16 protein-coding genes are annotated in these 19,573 nt (G+C 71.5%); 9 read left to right on the top strand and 7 right to left on the bottom strand.

Features of this window, described 5'->3' with window-relative positions; all coding sequences use genetic code 11:
- Nucleotides 1-1,734, bottom strand: coding sequence for a hypothetical protein (locus JYJ93_RS36570; protein ID WP_206799257.1), 1,734 nt, complete (start codon nt 1,732-1,734; stop codon nt 1-3).
- A 217-nt stretch (nt 1,735-1,951) separates the two neighbouring features.
- On the opposite strand from JYJ93_RS36570, the gene JYJ93_RS36565 reads away from it, so the two are divergent.
- The gene (locus JYJ93_RS36565) at nt 1,952-2,650 is read left to right on the top strand and encodes a class I SAM-dependent methyltransferase (RefSeq protein WP_206799256.1); all 699 of its coding nucleotides are present in this window, start codon (nt 1,952-1,954) and stop codon (nt 2,648-2,650) included.
- 7 nt (nt 2,651-2,657) lie between these two features.
- On the opposite strand, the gene JYJ93_RS36560 is transcribed toward JYJ93_RS36565, so the two are convergent.
- Entirely contained in the window at nt 2,658-3,371 is a 714-nt protein-coding gene (locus JYJ93_RS36560; RefSeq protein ID WP_206799255.1) for a response regulator transcription factor, read from the bottom strand.
- Nucleotides 3,368-4,900, bottom strand: a complete 1,533-nt coding sequence (locus tag JYJ93_RS36555) for an ATP-binding protein (protein WP_206799253.1) — start codon at nt 4,898-4,900, stop codon at nt 3,368-3,370. Before JYJ93_RS36555 ends, JYJ93_RS36560 begins: the two co-directional genes overlap by 4 nt.
- Before the next feature lie 258 nt (nt 4,901-5,158).
- Between JYJ93_RS36555 and JYJ93_RS36550 the strand changes: the two genes are divergently transcribed.
- The gene (locus tag JYJ93_RS36550) at nt 5,159-7,189 is read left to right on the top strand and encodes a c-type cytochrome (protein WP_206799251.1); all 2,031 of its coding nucleotides are present in this window, start codon (nt 5,159-5,161) and stop codon (nt 7,187-7,189) included.
- 61 nt (nt 7,190-7,250) lie between these two features.
- On the opposite strand, the gene JYJ93_RS36545 is transcribed toward JYJ93_RS36550, so the two are convergent.
- A complete protein-coding gene (locus tag JYJ93_RS36545) occupies nt 7,251-7,973 on the bottom strand; it encodes a hypothetical protein (RefSeq protein WP_206799249.1) in 723 nt (240 codons plus the stop codon).
- 185 nt (nt 7,974-8,158) lie between these two features.
- Between JYJ93_RS36545 and JYJ93_RS36540 the strand changes: the two genes are divergently transcribed.
- Nucleotides 8,159-9,130: a hypothetical protein gene (locus JYJ93_RS36540; RefSeq protein ID WP_206799247.1), complete on the top strand. Its 972-nt coding sequence runs from the start codon at nt 8,159-8,161 to the stop codon at nt 9,128-9,130.
- A gap of 35 nt (nt 9,131-9,165) precedes the next feature.
- On the top strand, nt 9,166-10,173 hold the full coding sequence (locus JYJ93_RS36535) for an NAD(P)H-dependent glycerol-3-phosphate dehydrogenase (protein ID WP_206799246.1): 1,008 nt from the start codon (nt 9,166-9,168) through the stop codon (nt 10,171-10,173).
- Between the two features lie 27 nt (nt 10,174-10,200).
- Here JYJ93_RS36535 and JYJ93_RS36530 read toward each other — a convergent pair whose 3' ends face one another.
- Together JYJ93_RS36530 and hflX are read right to left on the bottom strand one after the other, a co-directional pair.
- Complete coding sequence (locus JYJ93_RS36530) at nt 10,201-10,662, bottom strand: hypothetical protein (RefSeq protein ID WP_242544062.1); 462 nt, start codon at nt 10,660-10,662, stop codon at nt 10,201-10,203.
- 50 nt (nt 10,663-10,712) lie between these two features.
- Nucleotides 10,713-12,368 (bottom strand): GTPase HflX, encoded by a 1,656-nt coding sequence (hflX, locus tag JYJ93_RS36525; RefSeq protein ID WP_206799244.1) that lies wholly within the window; start codon nt 12,366-12,368, stop codon nt 10,713-10,715.
- 166 nt (nt 12,369-12,534) lie between these two features.
- On the opposite strand from hflX, the gene proB reads away from it, so the two are divergent.
- On the top strand, nt 12,535-13,659 hold the full coding sequence (proB, locus tag JYJ93_RS36520) for a glutamate 5-kinase (protein WP_206799243.1): 1,125 nt from the start codon (nt 12,535-12,537) through the stop codon (nt 13,657-13,659).
- Between the two features lie 22 nt (nt 13,660-13,681).
- Here the strand turns inward: proB and JYJ93_RS36515 are convergent, their stop codons facing one another.
- Nucleotides 13,682-14,155: a hypothetical protein gene (locus JYJ93_RS36515; RefSeq protein ID WP_206799241.1), complete on the bottom strand. Its 474-nt coding sequence runs from the start codon at nt 14,153-14,155 to the stop codon at nt 13,682-13,684.
- Between the two features lie 360 nt (nt 14,156-14,515).
- Between JYJ93_RS36515 and JYJ93_RS36510 the strand changes: the two genes are divergently transcribed.
- The 4 genes from JYJ93_RS36510 to JYJ93_RS36495 all read left to right on the top strand — a co-directional run bounded on the left by JYJ93_RS36510 (nt 14,516) and on the right by JYJ93_RS36495 (nt 19,446).
- Nucleotides 14,516-15,541: a WYL domain-containing protein gene (locus JYJ93_RS36510; protein WP_120576864.1), complete on the top strand. Its 1,026-nt coding sequence runs from the start codon at nt 14,516-14,518 to the stop codon at nt 15,539-15,541.
- The gene (locus JYJ93_RS36505; protein ID WP_206799239.1) at nt 15,538-16,467 is read left to right on the top strand and encodes a WYL domain-containing protein; all 930 of its coding nucleotides are present in this window, start codon (nt 15,538-15,540) and stop codon (nt 16,465-16,467) included. Before JYJ93_RS36510 ends, JYJ93_RS36505 begins: the two co-directional genes overlap by 4 nt.
- 6 nt (nt 16,468-16,473) lie before the next feature.
- The gene (locus JYJ93_RS36500) at nt 16,474-18,084 is read left to right on the top strand and encodes an FHA domain-containing protein (protein ID WP_206799236.1); all 1,611 of its coding nucleotides are present in this window, start codon (nt 16,474-16,476) and stop codon (nt 18,082-18,084) included.
- Nucleotides 18,085-18,186: 102 nt separating this feature from the next.
- Complete coding sequence (locus JYJ93_RS36495; RefSeq protein ID WP_206799234.1) at nt 18,187-19,446, top strand: phospholipase D-like domain-containing protein; 1,260 nt, start codon at nt 18,187-18,189, stop codon at nt 19,444-19,446.
- The last annotated feature ends 127 nt before the right edge of the window (nt 19,447-19,573 follow it).

The raw sequence follows: 19,573 nt of genomic DNA, 5'->3' as shown, positions 1-19,573 counted from the left end.
TCAGTCGCCTTCGTAGATGCCGATGAGGCCCGGGGTGACGACGCCGGTCTTCTCGTTCTTGACGCCCTCGAAGGAGACGAGCACGCGGCGCCTTCCGGCGGAGCGGTCGAACTGGATGTCGGACACGCTGCTGAAGGAGGTGACCGTGTGACCGAAGACGTCACCGCCGTACTTCACCGAGCTGCCCCCCTTCAGTCGGGTGATGCCGCCCCACCAGTTGGCGCCCACCCAGAGGCTGCCGTCCCACGGATCCGTCGCCACGGACGAAGTGGGCGCCATCGCGGGCGTGTCTCCCTTGGCGGGCGTGTAGTTGACCAGGTCCTGCATCACCTTGGTCTCCACGGTCCCGTTGGCGCTCAGGCGGGCGAGGCCGTAGTAGAAGGAGCTGACCCACACGCCGCCGTTGGACGCCGGAGCCATGCCGGAGACGTTGTCGTCCACGCGCTGCGCGACCGTGGGGTAGTTCGGAACGGCGTCCGGCCAGATGTCGAAGCGGTTCCAGTCGTAGCCCGAGTCCTCCGTGTAGGACTGCGCATCCCAGTAGTTGCCGACCTTCTTCTCGGGGTCGGTGCTCAGCGTCATGTAATAGAAGCGCGTGGAGCGGATCTGCCCGCCGAAGAAGACGTCGTGGTTGTCCGTGATGGCGATGCCGTAATAGCGGTCCGACAGCAGCTCGCCCTTGGAGCCGGAGATGGCGGGGTGCACGTGCTCGTAGAGGCCCGCGCACTCGAACTCCCACTTGAAGCCATCCGTCTCCCAGGGGCGCGGGTCCCAGCAGTAGGCCGGGACGATGCCGTTGAACTTCGCGTCGCCCATGGCGAAGCCGTGATTGCCGCCGAACCAGACGACCTCCTTCACCGGGTCGTAGGCGATTCGGTAGATGGTGCAGACCTTCTCGCGCCCGCGCAGCTCGGCCTTCACCTTCTTGGGGCCGGTGTGGATGTCGTAGTGCACCACGTCGATGGTGCCGTCCGCCTTGAGCGTCACCTTGTCCGCGTCACCGCTCTTGTAGACGCTGGCGTCCGGCTCACGGTGGGCGTTCTCCGCCTGGTCCCACTCGTCCTCGCAGGTGGGCATGCCCGGCTGGGGTGGCTTGCCGGCGTAGCCGACGAACACCGTGCCATCCGGGCCGCCCGCCACGGAGATGACCTTGAGATAAGGCACGCCCGGAGGCGCACCGCCCACGCCGTCACGCATGCGGCCGTAGGGGCGCAGGCCCTCGGACATCGTGAAGCGTTGAATGGTGTTGGAGCCCTTCTTGATGAGGAACAGGCCCTCCTCACCGCCCGCGACCCAGACGTTGCCGCCCTGGTCGGCGGTGATGCCGTAGACGTAGCGCGGCGCTCCCTGCTCCTGGTTGTAGAACGTCCAGCCCGGCGCCGAGGGGCGGGGATAGGTCTGAACCTTCTCCGGAACCCCCGCATCGGTCCCCGCGTCGGTCCCGGTCCCCGCATCCGTGCCCGTGCCCGCGTCCGTGCCGGCATCCGTGCCCGTGCCCGTGCCCGCATCCGTCCCGGTGCCCGCGTCGGGAACCTGCGTGCCCGCGTCCGTCCCGGTGCCCGCGTCCACTTCGCCCGTGCCCGCGTCTGGCAGCCGCGGGTCCTCGTCCACGGGCGTCACCGGCACCACCGGGTCGTCCACCTGTCGCGTGTCGCCGCCGTCCCCGCCGCAGCCCGTCCACCCCAGCGCTCCCGCCAGGAGGAGCGCCCCCGTCCACCGCCACCCGTGCTTCATATGCCGCCCACCTCACCCTGGGCCGGGGGAAGGTCCCCCGGCACGAAGCCATTGTTCGCGGCCATCAAGGCAAGGAGGGTGCCAGCCCCCGAGGGCCGCCAACCGTCGGGACACGGGCGGTGTGCGTCGGTTGCGCGACACCGGATGGGCAAACCTCTACCCATTGTGTGAACGCCGGAGTCCCGGAGCGCCCCTCAACCGTGCTAGGGCCTGGGCAATGGCAGGCAACGACGCGCGCGGCCGCACCCCGCTGTCCCTCGTGGGACAGGAGCCGGACCTCGTCTTCTACACACGGCAGGCGTCCGAGCACGGCGGGCCCGTGCTCGTGCTGGGGGCCGCCAACGGCCGGGTGCCGTGGGCGCTCGCGGGTCACGGCTTCTCCACCGTCGGCGTGGACCCCTCCGAGGCGATGATCCGCTCCGCCGAGGAGCGCCGCGCCTCCGAATCCCAGGACGTCTCCGGGCGCACGCGCCTCATCGTCGCGGACCCCCGCGCGCTGCGGCTGCCGGAGCAGTTCCCCCTGGTGCTCGCACCGCAGCACGCGCTGGGCCTGATGTCCGGCCGCGACGACCTGGAGGCGTTCCTCGCCACCGTGCGCCACCACCTGGCCCCCGGCGGCACCTTCATCTACGACGTGCTCAACGCCCCGCGCGAACCCGTGCTGCCTCGCGATGACGACGAGCCCGGCGCCGCCGTGGAGCCCCGCCGCCCCCTCTTCGCCCTGCACCTGCGTGAGCGGCGTCCGGCGGGCGGCCAGAGCCCCATCCGCCGCCTCAAGCTGAAGCACTTCCTGCCGGAGGAGCTGGAGAACGCGCTCATCGCCAGCGGACTCACGCTGCGCGAGCGCTACGGCCGCTTCGACGGCAAGCCCTTCGACCTGGAGGACCTGCGCCAGATTGGCGTCGCCGGGGTTTGAGCCCGCTTCAGCGCTCGAAGCGGTAGCCCAGGCCGCGCACGGTGAGGAAGTGGCGGGGCGCTTCCGGGTCCGCTTCGAACTTCAGCCGCAGCTGGCGCATGAAGTTGTCCACCGTGCGCGCGCTGCCCTCGTAGTGGTAGCCCCACGCGCCGGACAGCAGCTCCTCGCGGGTGAAGGTGCGGCCCGGGTGGGCGAGGAAGTGCGCCAGCAGCTTGAACTCCTGCGCCGTCAGCTCCACCGGCTGCCCGTCGCGCGCGACCGTGCGCTGGGACAGGTCCACCTTCACGTCCCCGAACATCACCGGCGGCGGCGTGGTGCCCGTGGTCCCGAAGCGGCGGCGCAGCACCGCCTTGATGCGCGCGAGCAGCTCCTGGAGCCCGAAGGGCTTCACCACGTAGTCGTCCGCGCCCAGGTTGAGGCCCAATATCTTGTCCGACTCCTGGCCCCGCGCGGACAGCACCACCACGGGCGTGTCCCGGCCGCGCTGGCGCAGCTCGCGAATCACTTCGTAGCCGTTCATCTCCGGCAGCATCAGGTCCAGCACCAGCAGGTCCGGCGACTCGTCCAGCGCCTTGGCCAGGCCCGTGCGGCCGTCCTGGGCCTGGAGCACCTCGTAGCCTTCGAAGCGCAGGTTCATGGACACGCCGGTGAGGATGGACAGGTCGTCCTCCACCACCAGGATGCGCTGGGGCTTGTCGTCGTGAGGGACGGAGGTGCTCATTCGTGGCCCACCGGCAGCTGGATGGTGAAGCAGCTTCCCTGGCCGGGCTCGCTCTTCACGGAGATGCGGCCGCCGTGCGCGTCCACGATGCGCTTGCTGATGGCGAGCCCCAGGCCGCTGCCCTCCGTCTTGCGCGTGAGCAGGTTGTCCACCCGGTAGAAGCGCTCGAAGATGCGCTTGAGGTCCTTCCTGGCGATTCCCACTCCGTTGTCCTCCACCGACAGGTTCACGTGTCCGCCGTCTCTGCGCGCCCGGAGGGCGATTCTGCGGTGGGTGGGCCCACTGTACTTGTAGGCATTCTGCAACAGGTTGAGCAGCGCGCCCGCCACCGCGACCCGGTCCACCTCGACAGGGGGCAGCCCGTCCTCCACGTTCACGGTGAACTCCATGCCGTCGCCGTGGCGCTGCGTGCGGAAGGCCGCCACCGCCGCGTCCACCACGTTCGTCACCGGGAGCGACTCGCGCTGGTACACCTTGCGGCCACTCTCGATGCGCGCCCAGTCCAGCACCCGCTCGATGAGGTCCGACAGGCGCTCGGTCTCCTTCGTGAGCAGGTCCAGCACCTCCTGCTGCTGCGCCGGGTCCTTCAGCCGGCCCAGGGCCAGCGTCTCGATGAACATCCGGATGGAGGTGAGCGGCGTGCGCAGCTCATGGCTCACCAGCGACACGAAGTCCGTCTTCATCCGGGACAGGCGCGCCTCGCGGTAGAGCACGCGCGCGGTGTAGCCCACGCCGAAGGTGAGCGTCAGGTAGAACAGGCCCAGGAGCACGCCGTACACGACGCGGTTGCGCGTGGACGCGCTCGCCACGGGGTCCTCGCCCGTGGGCAGCACCACCAGGCGGAAGTCCTGCAGCGGCGCGGACAGCACGCGCTCCGCGAGCACCGGCGGCCCCAGCGCGTTCTGCCGGGCCTGCGCCACCTCCGACATCAGCCGGTTGACGAGCCCGCCCTCGCTCGACGTGTCGCGCGGCACGGGCAGGAGCGTGAAGCGCACCGGCTCCGACGTGGCCCGCCCCTGCGCCTTCTCCGTCAGGAGCGCGTCCAGCGCCACGCCTGACAGCCGCACGCCGCGCACGGCGGCGCCCTGGCGCTCGGCGGCCACCATCACCGCGCGGCCTCCCGTGGCGAGCGAGAAGACGGTGGGCACCGTGGGCAGCGAGGCGGCCTCCGGCACCAGCGCCGCCAGGGCCTCCGCCAGTTGAGGGTCCTTCGTGCGGACGAGCCCGTTCTCCACGTGGAAGGTGCCGTCCGGGTCGGACAGCTCCCGGTCATCCGGCAGCACGAAGGCCAACCGCTCGGTGCCCACGCGCTCCAGGCGTCCGCTGCCGAGCGCGCGGGGCACCTCCGCGGACAGGTCCGCCAGCGTCCCCCGCCACGCGGCCTCCAGGCGTTTCTCCACCGCGGCGCGCTCGTTGATGATGGCCACGACGCCGAAGCCGGACAGGCCGGCCGAGGGCAGCACGACCAGCAGGATGAGCAGCGCGAACGTGCGCCGGAAGCTGAGGATGACGGGCGCGGGACGAGACACGGCCCCCTGTGTCTACACGCGACGGCGGCCGGGTGCTCGCGGCTTTTGGGGGAGGGGGGAGTCTTCCCGACATTGTCCGGAGGCATACGGCGGGTGGAGGAGCCATCGACTTCCGGGGGGCGGCTGGGCGAGCATGCGGCCCTCGGGAAGGCGTGTGAGCAGGGCCGGCACGCCTTCCGGACAGGCCGTGGGGCATGCGCGCGGGGTGGGGCCGGAAGAAGCGCGCGAAAGCCTTCGCGGGAGGGGATGGCATTTCCGATGCGACGGCAGGGATGGGCCGCGCTGTGCGCGGTGACGACGCTGGTGCTGTCGGGTTGCAAGGAGCGCGAGGTCGCGAACACCTGGAGCAACGCCTCCGGGTCCGTGGCGCTCAGCCGGGACGACTCGCTGCTCTACGTGGTGGACGCGGACAACGGCATCCTCGCCGTGGTGGACACCGCCCGCCGGGAGAAGGTGTCCGAGGTGCGGGTGGGCCCGCGCCCGGAGCGCGTGATGGTGGGCCCGGACGACACCGTGTACGTGACGAACCGGGGCGGCCGGAGCGTGTCCGTCATCCGCAAGGGAGACGCGGTGGAGGCCGCGCGCGTCCCGGTGGGCGTGGAGCCCACGGGCATGGCGCTGTCTCCGGATGGCCGCACGCTGTACGTGGTGAACAGCGCCATGCGTGAGTCCGCCGCGAGGGGCAGCCTCACCGCCATCGACACGGGCACGCTCACGGCGCGCTGGGAATTGCCGCTGGGGGAGGAGCCGCGCGGCATCGCGCTGCTGGAGGACGGCCGCAAGGCGGCGGTGTCCCTGTTCCGTCAGGGCGACGTGATGACGGTGGACCTGTCGGACGCGAACCAGCCCCAGGTGATGCGCGGCGGCACGGACCTGCTCGCGAAGGCCAACCGGCCGTCGCCCCCTGCTGCCCCATCGGAGTTCGATCCGCCGCCCATGAATCCCCAGCAGGGCCCGCGCTCCTTCCGGTCGCGCGGCATGGTGGACCTGTTGAGCGCCCCGGACGGCCGGCGCCTCTTCGCGCCGGTGCTGTGGTCGCGCGAAGACCCCCTGGGCGGGCCCGTGGACGGGCGCGGGCCCGATACGGGGGACTCCATGTACGGCGGCGGGACGCCCTGCGGCGCGGCGGCCGGTGGCGGCGTGGTGGCCGCGGGCCTCATCACCTTCGACGCGGAGGACGACGCGCCCCGGCCGGTGGTGGACGACCTGGACCAGTGCAAGCCGCCGCCGGAGGAGAAGCCGGACTACCCCACGTCGCTCATCGCGAGCCCCCTGTTCGATACGCCCCTGCAGGGGCCCTCGGCGGCGGTGGTGGACCCCACGGGCGCGTGGCTGTTCCTGGTGAACCAGGACTCGAACAACGTGGCCATCCTGCCCTCGTGGCGCCGCTCTGGTTCGGACCTGGTGAACGAGACGAGCCCGGTGCGGCAGGTGGTGGCGGTGGGCGCGGGCCCCAACGGCATCGCGCTCACGCGGGACGGGCGCAAGGCGTACGTCTACAACGCGTTCGACCACACGGTCAGCACGCTGGGCTCCAGCGGCAACGGGTTGGGGGACATCCGCGAGGAGGGCGAGCGCCTGGTCATCGCGGGCGACACGCTGTCGCCGCTGGCGGCGGAGGGCCGGCGGTTGTTCTTCAGCGCGGTGGACCGGCGGATGACCAGCCCGTCCGTGGCGGTGTCCTGCGCGTCGTGCCACCTGGAGGGCCGCGAGGACGGCCACGTGTGGGGCTTCCCGGACGGGCCGCGCCAGACGCCCAGCCTGGCGGGGCGCATGACCACGGCGACAGCGCCCTTCCACTGGAGCGGCGAGTTCTCCGCGCTGGGCGACTTCATGAGCGCCACGGTGAAGGACCGCATGGGCGGCCAGGAGCTGGACGCGGACACGGTGGCGAAGCTGGGGGCGTTCATCGACGCCATCCCCGCGACGGACAACGCGTTCCGGGGCGAGCCGCTGACGGCGGCGCAGGCGCGCGGAGCCGCCCTCTTCACGCAGGCGAAGTGCGACACGTGTCACACGGGCGCGGCGCTCACGGACAACCGCAACGTGGACGTGGGCACGTTCGTGCTCTCGGGCGTGCTGCGGGACGCGGCGGCGGTCATCCAGGCGGGGCTCAACACGCCGTCGCTCCTGGGCGTGGGCCGCACCGCGCCGTACCTGCATGACGGCAGCGCGCCCACGCTCAAGGCCCGCCTGATGAACGGCCGCGAGACGAACCAGCACGGCATGACCGCGGGGCTGTCCGACGCGGACATGGACGACCTGGTGGCGTACCTGGAGACGCTGTAGCCCGGTGGCGAAGGCCTCCGGGAGGGGAACCTCCTGGAGGCCGCGAGCAGCGCCGCGAGCCTCAGGGCTTCTTCGGCGCGGGCGCCGGAGCCACGGGCGGCGGCGTCACGGGGCGCGCTCCCTTCGGCGCGGAGAGCAGGTCCGGCGAGCCCGAGCGCGGCGCGGTGAGGCTGTCCAGCGGCTCCAGCGGCTCGTCCAGCAGGAGGCTGTCCCCCGCGTCCGCCGGGAGCTCCGTGCCCGCGTCCGCCGTGGCATCCACCACGCCGTGATTCGACGTCACCGCGAGCCGGGCCACGTCCATCGCACGGTCGGGGTCATCCCCCAGCCAGGTCACGACCACGACGCACGGCGTGTCGTCATCCCACGCCACCACCTGCGTCATGCCCTGCACCGGGTTGCGGCGCGCGGCGGCCTTGCCCAGCGCCGGAATCTCCTCGCCGCCCGCGTTCAACGTGGGCGCGAGCAGCGCGCGCACATCCGCGCCCGCGTAGCCCGGCTGGCAGTCATACGTCACCGACACGGCCACGTCCGCCAGCGCCGCCGAGCGCAGCGAGCACACGGGCCCGCACGTGGGACACGCGCGCGCCTCCTTCATCGTGAAGCCGTTCAGCGTGAGGTCGCGCAGGTCCGCTGGCAGCAGCTCCTCGCACGAGGGCAGCATCAACGTGGACGGCCGCCCCGGCATCCCGAGGGCCCCCGCGTCCGACGCCTCCGTGCCCGCACCGGGCCTGCTGCACGCGCCCAGGGCGAGCGCCATCAGCAGTGCACCCCGTCCGAACCTCATCCCGTTGGCTCTCCTCACCGACGCCATGCGCGCGGGCGCGGATGGTAGACCGTGCCCGGCCCCCGTCATCAGCATTGTGGCGCGGCTGCCGCTTTCCAGACGCGACCGGATGGCGGGGGAGAGGTCGGGCAGGCCGGCCTCGTTCAGGGCCGGAGCGTGGGCTAGGCTGCCTGCCCTCTTCCTCCATGCGCCTCCCCGGTCTCCTCAGCCTGTCGCTCCTGGCCCTGGCGCCGGCCCTCTCCGCACGGGCCCAGACCCCCGGTCCGGCTCCCCGGAGCGCGGTCCCCGACGAGTCCTGGAGCGAACCCGGCCAGCCCGCCCCCGAAGCCGCGCCCGCGCGCCCCCAGGCCGCTCCCAACGAGGAGGCGCCCACCCGCGTCCAGCCGCCGCCCGAAGCCGGGGGCTGGGAGTCCTTCCCCGGCGCCTCCGACCCCGCCCCCGCGCCGCCACCTCCGCCTCCGCCCCGGGCCCCGCCTCCGCTGCCCACCGAACCGACCCCCGAGCGCCGCCGCGTCAAGGCGCCCCGTCCGCCGCCTCCGCCCCAGGCCCCCAACCGCTACGGCCTCTACGGCGGCCGGTCGCTGGGCTCCGGACACGCGGGCGTGGGCATGGAGCTGGGCTTTCCCTTCGTGTCCGCGCGCGGCGTGTACGGCGTGCTGGAGCACCTGGACCTGGGGCTGGGCGTGGACACCGTCTACGGCCTGATGACCGAGCTGCGCGCCAGCGCCCGCCTCACCCTCCTGGACAGCGACAACGTCAGCCTCGCCTTCGTGGTGGACGGCGGCCACGCGTTCTTCCTGCGTGCCCCGGACACGGAGGACAAGGGCGCGCGCTACCTGAGCGGCCGGCGCGACTGGAACGTGGCCCCGGGGCTGGTGGCGTCCTTCCAGGGCGACAGCCCTCGCGGGTGGCGGCCGTACCTGGACGTCCGCGCCCTGATGGCCTTCGACATGGACCCCGTCCAGAAGGATCCGCTGTCCGGCATCCCGCCCGCGTGGAAGCTGGATGCGTCCGTCCTCGTCCGGCTGGGCGCGGAGTTTCCCGTTGGAGAGAAGACGTCCTACGCTGTCTCGTTCGGTGGCGACTTCCGCAGCCGCTCCTCGGACGCGGAGTTCATGCCCACGCTGTCGGTGGGTGTGGTGTCCACGCTGTTCTGAAATCCCCCTCCCACCTCTCGACCCGAGGTCATCTCATGCGCGGCAGTGTCATCGGTGCAGGTTCGTTCGGAACGGCGCTCGCCAACGTGCTCGCGGTGAATTGCGACGAAGTCCGCCTGTGGGGCCGTGAGCCCTCCACCGTGGAGGCCATCAACACCCGCCACGAGAACGACACCTACTTGAAGGGCATCCCCCTCTCCGAGCGCGTGCGCGCGACCACGGACCTGGAGGAGGCGCTGGCCGGCTCGGAGATGGTGGTGCTCGCCACGCCCAGCCACGCCACGCGCGAGGTGCTCGCGCGCGCCAAGGCCTTCCTCCCGAAGAGCGTGCCGCTGGTCACGGTGTCCAAGGGCATCGAGAACGGCACGCTGCTCACCATGACGGAGCTGTTGGAGGACTGCCTGCCGGAGGAGTTCCACCCGTACGTCGCGGTGCTCTCCGGCCCCAGCTTCGCCAAGGAACTCGCGCGCCGCATGCCCACGGTGGTGACCATCGCGTCGCACTGGGACAAGGTGGCCCAGCGCTGTCAGAAGGCGCTGCAGACGGACACCTTCCGCTCGTACACGTCCACGGACGTGGTGGGCGTGCAGTACGGCGGCGCGCTGAAGAACGTCATCGCCATCGCCGCGGGCATGGCGGACGGCCTGGGCATGGGCCACAACGCGCGGGCCGCCATCATCACGCGCGGCCTGGCGGAGATCACCCGGCTCGCGGTGAGGAAGGGCGCCAACCCGCTGACGCTCTCCGGCCTGTCCGGCATGGGCGACCTGGTGCTCACCTGCACGGGCGAGCTCAGCCGCAACCGCCACGTGGGCATGGAGCTGGGCAAGGGCCGCAAGCTGCCGGACATCCTCGCGGAGATGAAGGAGGTCGCCGAGGGCGTCAAGACGGCCAAGAGCGCGCGCGACCTGTCCCTCAAGACGGGCGTGGAGCTGCCCATCTGCGAGCAGGTCTACCTCATCGCCTACGAGGGCAAGAACGCCAAGATGGCGGTGGTGGACCTGATGACGCGCCAGCCGAAGTCGGAGCTGTCCGGCGTCTGAGGATGCCGGAGGACATCAGGGGCCGCGCTAGTAGCGGCGCGGCTTCGCTTCGGGGCTGGCGCCGCGCACGCGCCACACGGTGAGCCGCTCGGAGTTGGTGTGGCTCAGGACGAGCCCCTCCGTCTGCATCTCCTCCAGCAGGCGGTTCGTCTTGAGCCGGTCCAACCCGATGCTGCGTCCCAGCGAATCGCCGGGCATGCCGCTGATGTTGGCGCGCAGCTCGTTGATGATGGCGCGCTTGAGCTCGTTCTTCTGCAGGCCGTCCAGGTCCTGGGAGCGCCACGAGGACAGGATGCCCCAGCCGATGAGCAGCAGCGTCACCACGGCGAGCACCGGGTAGACGATGTGGCTGTTCTTCTCGAGCAGCTCGAAGTAGCCGGTGGAGATGGAGGAGACGGGCCGGTCGTAGTCCGGCCCGGAGTCCTGTCCGGGCAGGCCTTCGATTTGGGCCGTCAACAGGGGGATGAGCAGTTTCAGCGCGGGAGCCAAGGCCCCCCGACTCTACGGGGAGGGCCCCCGCGCCGACAACCCGCCCACCGTCACACGACGCCGATGGACTCGGACGCACCCTCGGCGAACAGGGTGGTGTCCGCCTTGGCCAGGAGCGTCGCCAGGCCTTCACGCTTCACCGCGCTGATGGCCACGCCGCCCCGCGAGCGCAGGAGCGACTCCACCTCGTCCGCGGCCAGTTGGTCCGCCTTGTTCCACACCATCAGGCGCGGCTTCTCCATCAGGCCCAGCGAGGCGAGGATCTTCTCCACCGCCTCCACCTGATCGTCGCGCGCCGGGTCGCTCGCGTCCACCACGTGCAACAGGAGGCTCGCGTCGTACAGCTCCTCCAGCGTGGCGCGGAAGGCCGCCACCAGGTCCTTGGGCAGGTCCCGGATGAAGCCCACCGTGTCGGTGATGATGACCTCGCGCTCCTGCGGGAAGCGCAGGCGCCGGCTCGTGGGGTCCAGCGTGGCGAACAGCTTGTCCTCCGCCAGCACCTCCGCGTTGGTGATGGCGTTGAGCAGCGTGGACTTGCCCGCGTTGGTGTAGCCCACGATGGAGATGACCGGCACCTCGCGCCGGTTGCGCTGCGCCCGGCGGACGCTGCGCTCGCGGCTGATGACGTCGATGCGGCGCTCCAGGTTGGTGATGCGCTCGCGCACGCGGCGGCGGTCGATTTCGAGCTTCGTCTCACCGGGACCGCGGCCACCCACGCCACCGCCCATGAGGCGGCTGAGCGAGTCATCCCCCTGCACCAGCCGGGGCAGCCGGTACTTCAGCTGCGCCAGCTCCACCTGCAGCTTGCCCTCGGCCGTCTGCGCGCGCTGCGCGAAGATGTCCAGGATGAGCTGCGTGCGGTCCAATATCTTCAGGCTCGTCGCATCGCCGATGTGGCGGCCCTGCGACGGGGTGAGGTCCTTGTCGAAGATGAGCAGGTCCACCATGGACTGCATGGAGCGCAGGTTCAGGTCCTCCAGCTTGCCCCGGCCGATGAGGTAGCGAGGATCCGCCTCGCGCTTCATCTGGAGCACGCTGTCCACCACCTCCACGCCCGCGGTGCGCGCCAGCTCCTTCAGCTCCGCCAGGGACGACTCCGCCCGGGCGCGGTTGCCGTCCAGGCACACCGCCACCAGGATGGCGCGCTCCTTCCCGGACACCGTGCGCGCGGCGGCCTTGCGGTTGAACTCCTCTTCCAGCGCGTCCAGCGTGGCCAGGAGGTCCGGCTGTTCACCGTGCACGTTGGGCAGGGTGGACACGTGCCAGAACTCACCCGCGCCGTTCTCCGGCACCAGGTAGGCCCAGTGCAGCACGCCGGGCAGGCCTTCATGGCCCACGCCCACGGCCGCCACGCAGTCCAGGCGCAGGAGCGCGAGGTCCGTGAGGTCGTCCTTCGTCAGGGGTTCGCTCTTCAGGTGCGTGTGCACCAGCCGCAGGCCACGCAGACGGATCTGCCCGGCGCGCGCACGGCCGATGTCCGGCAGCTCCAGCTTGTGCGCGTTGCCGACGACGACGTGCTCGATGTCGCCCTTGCGGTTGATGAGGACGCCCACCTGGCGGTTGAGCTCGTGCGAAAGCTCGGTGAGGTGGCGGGCAAGCTCCGCGGACACGATTTCGCGCGGATCCACGCGGCGGCGGAACGTGTTGCGCAGCCGCTGCTGCTCGCTCGACTTCAGGCCCAGGGTGTTGCCGAAGATTTCCTTCAAACCGTTTCTCCTGGCGCGGACATCGAATGACCCGCGCCGCATTCAAGGCATTGGATGGACTGGGGCCCTCCGCGTTTCATGACAAAGCCCCCAGCCGGTGTGCCGCGAAGCCTGGTGAACAACCGGCCACGCGCGTCCTTTCCCGTTCCAGCCTACGCTGCCTTGCGTGACTGATTCCGCACGCAACGCCTTGCGCGGGGCCCGCCGCGTGGTGGTGAAGATTGGGACCAACGCGCTGACGAGCGCCACGGGCCGCTTCAACCGTGCCCACTTCGACGCGCTGGGGCAGGACCTGCTGTGGGCCGCCGGGGGCCGGGAGCTGGTGGTGGTGTCCAGCGGCGCCATCGCCCTGGGCATGGAGCGGCTGGGGCTGCCCGCCCGCCCCCGGGATATTCCCGGCAAGCAGGCGTGCGCGGCGGTGGGGCAGAGCCGCCTGATGCAGGCGTACGAGGAGGCCTTCGGCCACGCGGCCCGGACGGTGGCCCAGGTGCTGCTCACCCACGAGGACGTGCAGGAGCGACGGCGCTACCTCAACGTGAAGCACACGCTGGAGCGGCTGCTGGCGGCGGGCGTGGTGCCCGTCATCAACGAGAACGACACCGTGTCCGTGGACGAGCTGAAGTTCGGCGACAACGACACGCTGGCGAGCCTGGTGGCCGGCGTGGTGGAGGCGGACGCGCTGGTCCTCCTGTCGGACGTGGAGGGGCTCTACACCGCCGACCCGCGCAAGGACGCCGGGGCCCGCCTGATGCCCGCCGTGCCGCGCGTCACCGCGGACGTGCTGGCCCTGGCCGGTGACGCCACCAGCGCGGTGGGCACGGGCGGCATGGCGTCCAAGGTTCGCGCCGCCGCGCGCGCCGCGGAGCTGGGCATCCCCTGCGTCATCACCTCCGGCGCGGTGCCCGGCCGCCTGCGCGGCGTGCTGGAGGGCGACGCCGTGGGCACGCTCTTCGAGCCCGCCGGACGCCGCAGCGCGCGCACCGCGTGGATCGCCCACGCCCTGAGGCCCCGGGGCCGGCTGGTGGTGGACGCGGGCGCGAAGGAGGCCATCGTCACCGGCAAGCGCAGCCTCCTGCCCAGCGGCGTGACGGGCGTGGAGGGGGACTTCAGCCGGGGAGACCCGGTGGACCTGACGGACGCGGCCGGGGCGGTGTTCGCCCGGGGCCTGTCCACCTACGACGCCAACGAGCTCCGGCGCATCGCCGGGCGGCGCAGCGCGGACATCGAGGCGGTGCTGGGCTACCGCTACCTGGATGAGGCGGTGCACCGCGACGACCTGGCGGTGCTGTAGCCGCGGTCCGCGCAACGCGCGCCTAGATGGAGGAGGAGACGGACTTCACCGTGCCGGTCTCCGGCTCCGTCAGCCGCATCAGCGCGCGAAACTCCGGGGAGTCCACCTTCATCAGGAGCAGCGACACCTCCAGCTCCCCCGGCACCCGGCCGAGCTGGAGCTTGCGCTCCTGGCCGTGCAGCAGGGCGAGCTGCGAGTGGCCTTCCCCCTCCGGCAGGGACAGGTCCACCTGGAGCTGGAAGGAATCGCCCTCGCCCTTGGGCGTGAGCACCAGCCGGTAGTCCGCCACCGTCGCGCCCGGACGGCGGCGCTCGGCGCGAAGGGTGCGCCCCGCTTCACCCAGCAGCTTGGGCTGGGCGATCAGCCGGCCGTCGCGCCGGACCTCCAGCGCGAAGTAGAGCGGCTCGTTGCGGGCGTGCGCCGGGGTGGAGACGAAGGCCAGCAGCACCAGCGCCAGCCCGGGAAGCCACTTCTTCAGCAGGGAGGTGCGGTCCATGGTCGAGCCCTCGTCAAAAGCTTCGGTCCGCCGCGTCGGCCCCACGGCAGCCAGCAAGGCCTCCAGGAGGCCCGCTGTCGCTTCTCACCCAAATCGACAATGTCCAAGGAATAACCCAGACGCGCCCCGAGTGCGAGCCCCACGCCCGGGGTTGTCTGCTGGCTTGCGGACGAAACGAGGGGTACATGGCGATACCTGCTTGCCTGTTCAGGTTGGGGCGGCTATCCCCCCTTGGACGGAGCTGGCCCCCTCCACTGTTCCTTTTCTGTTCGTTTCACCTCCTGCCCCCTTCTCCCACCCCGGAAGTCCCCGGTCTCTTGATCTCCCGGGTCCTGTCCGCCATGGTCACCGATCACCTGAATGGACCGCACGGAACGCATCCTTGATCTCGTGGCACTGCTGCTCGACGCGCGGGAACCCATCTCGTGGGCCGAACTGCGTGAGCACTTCCCCGCGGACTACGGCGGCTCGGATGACGCCGCCGAGCGCAAGTTCGAGCGCGACAAGGCGGAGCTCGTCGAGCTGGGCTTCCCGCTGAGCTACGTGCAGGGCGACGACGAGCGGCGCGACGGCTACCTCGTCGACCGCAACGTCTACTACCTGCCGGAGGCGGACCTCACGAAGGAGGAGCTCGCCGTGCTCTACGCCGCCGGCTCCGCCGCGCTGGCGTCCGGCGCGTTTCCCGGCCGCGACGACCTGGCGCACGCCCTGCGGAAAATCGGCTTCTTCGCCGGCGAATCCCTGCCCACCCCGCGCGTGCGCATGGAGCTGGGCACCGGCCAGCAGGGCCAGGAGAAGGAGGTCTCCGCCCGCCTGGAGCAGCTCTGGGACGCGTGCTCCGCGCACAAGTGGGTGCAGCTGACCTACGGCAGCCCCCGCAAGGACGGCGTCACGGAGCGGCGCGTGGACCCGTACGGCCTGGCGCTCCGGCGCGGCGTGTGGACGCTGGTGGGCTACTGCCACCTGCGCCAGGGCCTGCGCACCTTCCACGTCCACCGCATCCGCGAGCTGAAGGTGAACACCGCCCGGCCGCGCACGCCGGACTTCGAGGTGCCGGCGGACTTCTCGCTGGACGCCCACGTGGCGTACTTCCCCTGGCAGTACCGCTTCCATGAGCCGCTGGAGGTGACGCTCCAGCTCACCGGGCCGCAGGCCTCGCGCGCGGGCTCGCTGTTCCCGGGCGCGGCGCTGGAGCCGGTGTCCGAAGGCGTGGTGCGGGCCCGCTTCCCGGTGACGTTCCTGGACGGGCTGACGCGCTTCGTCCTGTCCCTGGGGCAGGACTGCCGCGTGGAGGGGCCTCCGGAGGCGCGCGAGCGCCTGGAGCGGATGGCGGCGAACATCCTGGCGAAGCACGCGCCGGTGGAAGGTCAGCGGGTGAGCGCATGAGCAACGTCCACGAGCGGCTGCGCCGCCTGCTGTTCCTCGTCCCCTACGTCTCCAAGCACCCCGGCGTCACCGTGGAGGCCCTGGCCAAGGCCCTCAACATCAGCCGCGAGGACCTGCTGGAGGAGCTGGACCTGCTCACCTGCGTGGGCCGGCCGCCCTTCAACCCGGACGACTACATCGACATCTACGTGGACAACGACCGCGTCTACGTGGACCTGGATCAGCGCCTGTTCGCGCCGCCCCGGCTGACCGCGGGCGAGGCCGCGGCCCTGGCCGCCGCGGCGGAGCTCTTGCGCCCGGCCACCGGCGACGCGCTCCAGAGCGCCCTCACCAAGCTGGAGGGCATCATCCCGCCCGCCGCCCGCGAGCGCTTCCGGGACATGTACCGGAAGATCGACGCCTCCGCGGACGCGCCCCCGGCGCTGGGGCCCCTCACCCGGGCCATCCTGGAGCGGCTGGAGGTGACGTTCGGCTACGCCAGCCCCGGCCGCCCCGCGGAGCCGCGCCGGGTGCGCCCCTACGAGCTGCTCAGCCACCGGGGCCAGTGGTACCTCCAGGGCTTCTGCCACACCCGCCAGGACGCGCGCCTGTTCCGGTTGGACCGCATGGAGGACCTGGCCGTCACCACCACCGCCTTCCAGCCTCCGCCGGACGCCCGCGCGGACGTGCCCAACCCGGCCCGTGGCGCCAGCGAGGCCTCCGTCCGGGTTCGCTTCACCCCCACGGCCGCACCCTACGTGAAGGAGCGCTTCGGGCAGGACGCCCGCCCGCTCGCCGACGGAGGGGTGGAGGTGCGGGTGGCCGGAGACAGTGAGCGCTGGCTCACGCAGTGGGTGCTATCCTTCGGGGGAGAGGCGGAGGTGCTGGAGCCGGCGAGCGCGCGCGCCGCCGTTGCCCGAGCCGTACATGCCTCGATAGGCTCCTAGGACGACATGGCCTTCCAACTGACGATCTCCGAGGGAAAAGACGCAGGCAAGGAGTTCGTCTTCGACCAGGACTCCGTGCTCATCGGGCGCACCTCCGAGTGCGACGTGGTGCTGTACGACCCTGGCATCTCCCGCCGCCACTGCCGCATCTTCAAGGACGGTGACGGCTACGCCGTGGAGGACCAGAAGAGCGCCAACGGCACGGTCGTCAACGGCGCGGCCGTGCAGAAGCAGACGCTGGCGGACGGCGACACGCTCACGCTGGGCCCGGTGACGTTCCTCTTCGCGATCGCCGCGGAGGACGCGCCCACCGGCGAGGACGAGAAGCCCGCGGAGGACGGCGCCAACAGCACGCGCATCGTCTCCATCGACTCCGTGCGCAAGTCGCGCAACAAGAAGGGCGCCGCGCTCGTGCCGGAAGGCGCGGACGAGGAGGACCTGCAGGGCATCCGCGCGGAGTCCACGCGCATGAACATGCGCGCCATCCGCCGCCCCACCTCCTCCGCCCAGCGCGCGGTGCCCCAGGCTCCGCCCCCGGAAGAGGACGCTCCGGCGGCCATCGAAAAGCCCGCTCCCGCGCCTCCGCCCGCGCGCCGCACCGGCTCCCAGTCCTCCCGCGCGGTGGCCCGCACGCCCCGCGCCGGTGGCGCCAGCGGCGGCGGGGGGGGCCTGTCCGCGGCCGAGCGCGCCCGCATCCGCCGTGAGACGCCGGGCCTGGTGGCCAACCTGCGCCTGTTCTGGGCGGAGGCGAACTCCAAGGTCCGCGCGGGCGTGATGGCCGGCGGCGGCGTGGTGGTGCTGGGCCTCTTCGCCCTCATGTACTGGCTGGTGCTGGGCGGCGAGGACACGGTGCAGAAGGGCGAGGAGCCCGTGCGCCTGTCCAACCAGCCCATCAACGACTCGTTCGGCCTGGGTGACGGCGTCACCTGGAACCGGCCGGACATGAAGGTCTTCGAGTGGGAGTTCGTCGCCGCGACGCGCGCGGTGGTCATCCTCCACTACCAGGCCCAGGGCATCTCCAAGGACGAGGTGGTGGTGAGCGTCAACGGCGTGGACGTGGGCAAGGTGCCCCCGGACACGCTGGCCAGCCAGGAGCGCTCGCTGGAGCTGATGATCCCGCCCCAGCAACTGCGCAAGGGCGAGCCCAACCGCATCATCTTCGACAACACCCGCAACCCGCCGGGCGAGGACACCTGGCGCGTGTGGAACGTCTGGGTGGAGCGCGCGCTCTTGCCCGAGCAGCTGTCCACGCAGCAGCTCATCGAGAACGCCCGGGACCTCTTCAAGAAGGGCGAAAAGAACTTCCAGACGCCGGACATCGGCGCGCGCAACCGCTACGAGGCCTGGAAGTCCTTCCGCGAGGCGTGGCTGATGCTGGAGGCCCACCCGGACCCGAAGCCGGACCTGTACGATGAGGCCCAGGAGTCCATGAAGCGCGCCCAGCAGGAGCTGGACCGCACCTGCTCCAAGCTGCTGCTGGAGGTGGAGGGCTACTACAACCAGGGCCACTACAAGCAGGCCGCCTCCACGCTGGACCACATGCGCGAGTACTTCCCCGAGTACGACCAGCCGTGCGCCACGCGCGCGGAGAACAAGCGCGCCGAGTACGGGCTGTAGCCAGCAGCCGTTGGCCAACGGACGGTGCAACCCCGCCAGGAAGGCGGGCAGGGCCCGTCCGGGTTGCCGGTCCCTCCCCCCGTTCCCACCCTGAGTGGGGTGATGCGTGAGCTGGCGGGGGAGGACGGGCGGTCGGAAGGGTTGGTTCCAGCGGCGCGCTCGCCGGGGCCGGTGCCCGAACACGCTCCGGTGTGGAGCGCCGGGGTGTCCCGGCGCCTGCTCGCCCGGTACTACCTGCCGCACCACCACCCCACCCTCCAGGGCAATGCGTGCCGGCTGCTGCGTGACGGCGTGGAGGCCTATCCGGAGATGCTGGAGGCCATCCGCCGCGCTCGCCGCTCCATCCGCCTGGAGACGTACATGTTCGTCACCGACGCGGTGGGCGAGCTCTTCGGCCAGGCGCTGGCGGAGGCCGCCGAGCGCGGCGTGCACGTGAAGGTGCTCTACGACGCGGTGGGCTCCTGGACCAGCCGCAGGAGCTTCTTCGAAGGCCTGCGCGCGCGGGGCGTGGACGTGCGGGCCTTCAAGCCCTTCAGCCTCCAGCGCGGGCTGCGCCACCTGCTGCGCCGGGACCACCGAAAGATCCTGGTGGTGGACGGCACGGTCGCCTTCACGGGCGGGGTGAACATCGCGGCGCACTGGGCCCCGGAGGGGCAGGGCGTGGCCTGGCGCGACGACGTGCTGCGCATCGAAGGCCCCGCGGTGCATGAGCTGGAGCGCAGGTTCCTGGCCACGTGGCGGATGATGTTCCGCGACCGGCTGAGCCGGCTGCGCCGTCGCATCCGCGGCGGGGCGCAGGCGCTGGAGGCCCGGCCCCGGAAGGGCGACGTGGGCCTGGCGGTGCTGTCCAGCCGCCGCAGCATCCACCGCGCGTACCTGCACGCCATCCAGCGCGCGCGGGCCAGCGTGCTCATCGCGGCGGGCTACTTCGTGCCGGACCGGCGCATGGTGGCCGCGCTCAAGGACGCGGCGAAGCGGGGCGTGGAGGTGAGCCTGCTGCTCAACGGGGGCAAGAGCGACCACCCGTTCCTCGAGCACGCGACGCGCGCCTTCTACGAGCCGCTGATGGACGCCGGCATCCGCATCTTCGAGTGGCGCCGGGGCGTGCTGCACGCCAAGACGGCCGTGGTGGACGGGGTGTGGGGCACCATCGGGTCGTTCAACCTGGAGCGGCTGTCGCTGGCCTTCAACCACGAAGTGAACGCCGTCTTCACGGATCCCCGGCTGGGGCGTGACCTGGAGGACTCGTTCCGCCTGGATTGCGGCAACTGCCGCGAGGTGGACCTGGCCGCCTTCCGCCGCCGCCCCCTCTGGCAGAAGGCCGTGGAGCGGGTGCTGTACTTCTTCCGCAAGGTGCTCTGAGCGGGCCCGTAAGCCCGGGGGCCAAGACAACCGTCCACCGCCTTCAACGCGGTGCAGGAACCCTTTGCATGCCGGGGGGGACACGCCTAGAAGTTGCGTCATTCCGGCACGGAAGGACGGCAACGCA

The organism is Corallococcus sp. NCSPR001 (genome assembly GCF_017309135.1).
Classification (GTDB): domain Bacteria; phylum Myxococcota; class Myxococcia; order Myxococcales; family Myxococcaceae; genus Corallococcus.
The sequence above is the reverse complement of the archived record's forward strand: the minus strand, read 5'-3'. Positions and strand labels throughout refer to the sequence as shown.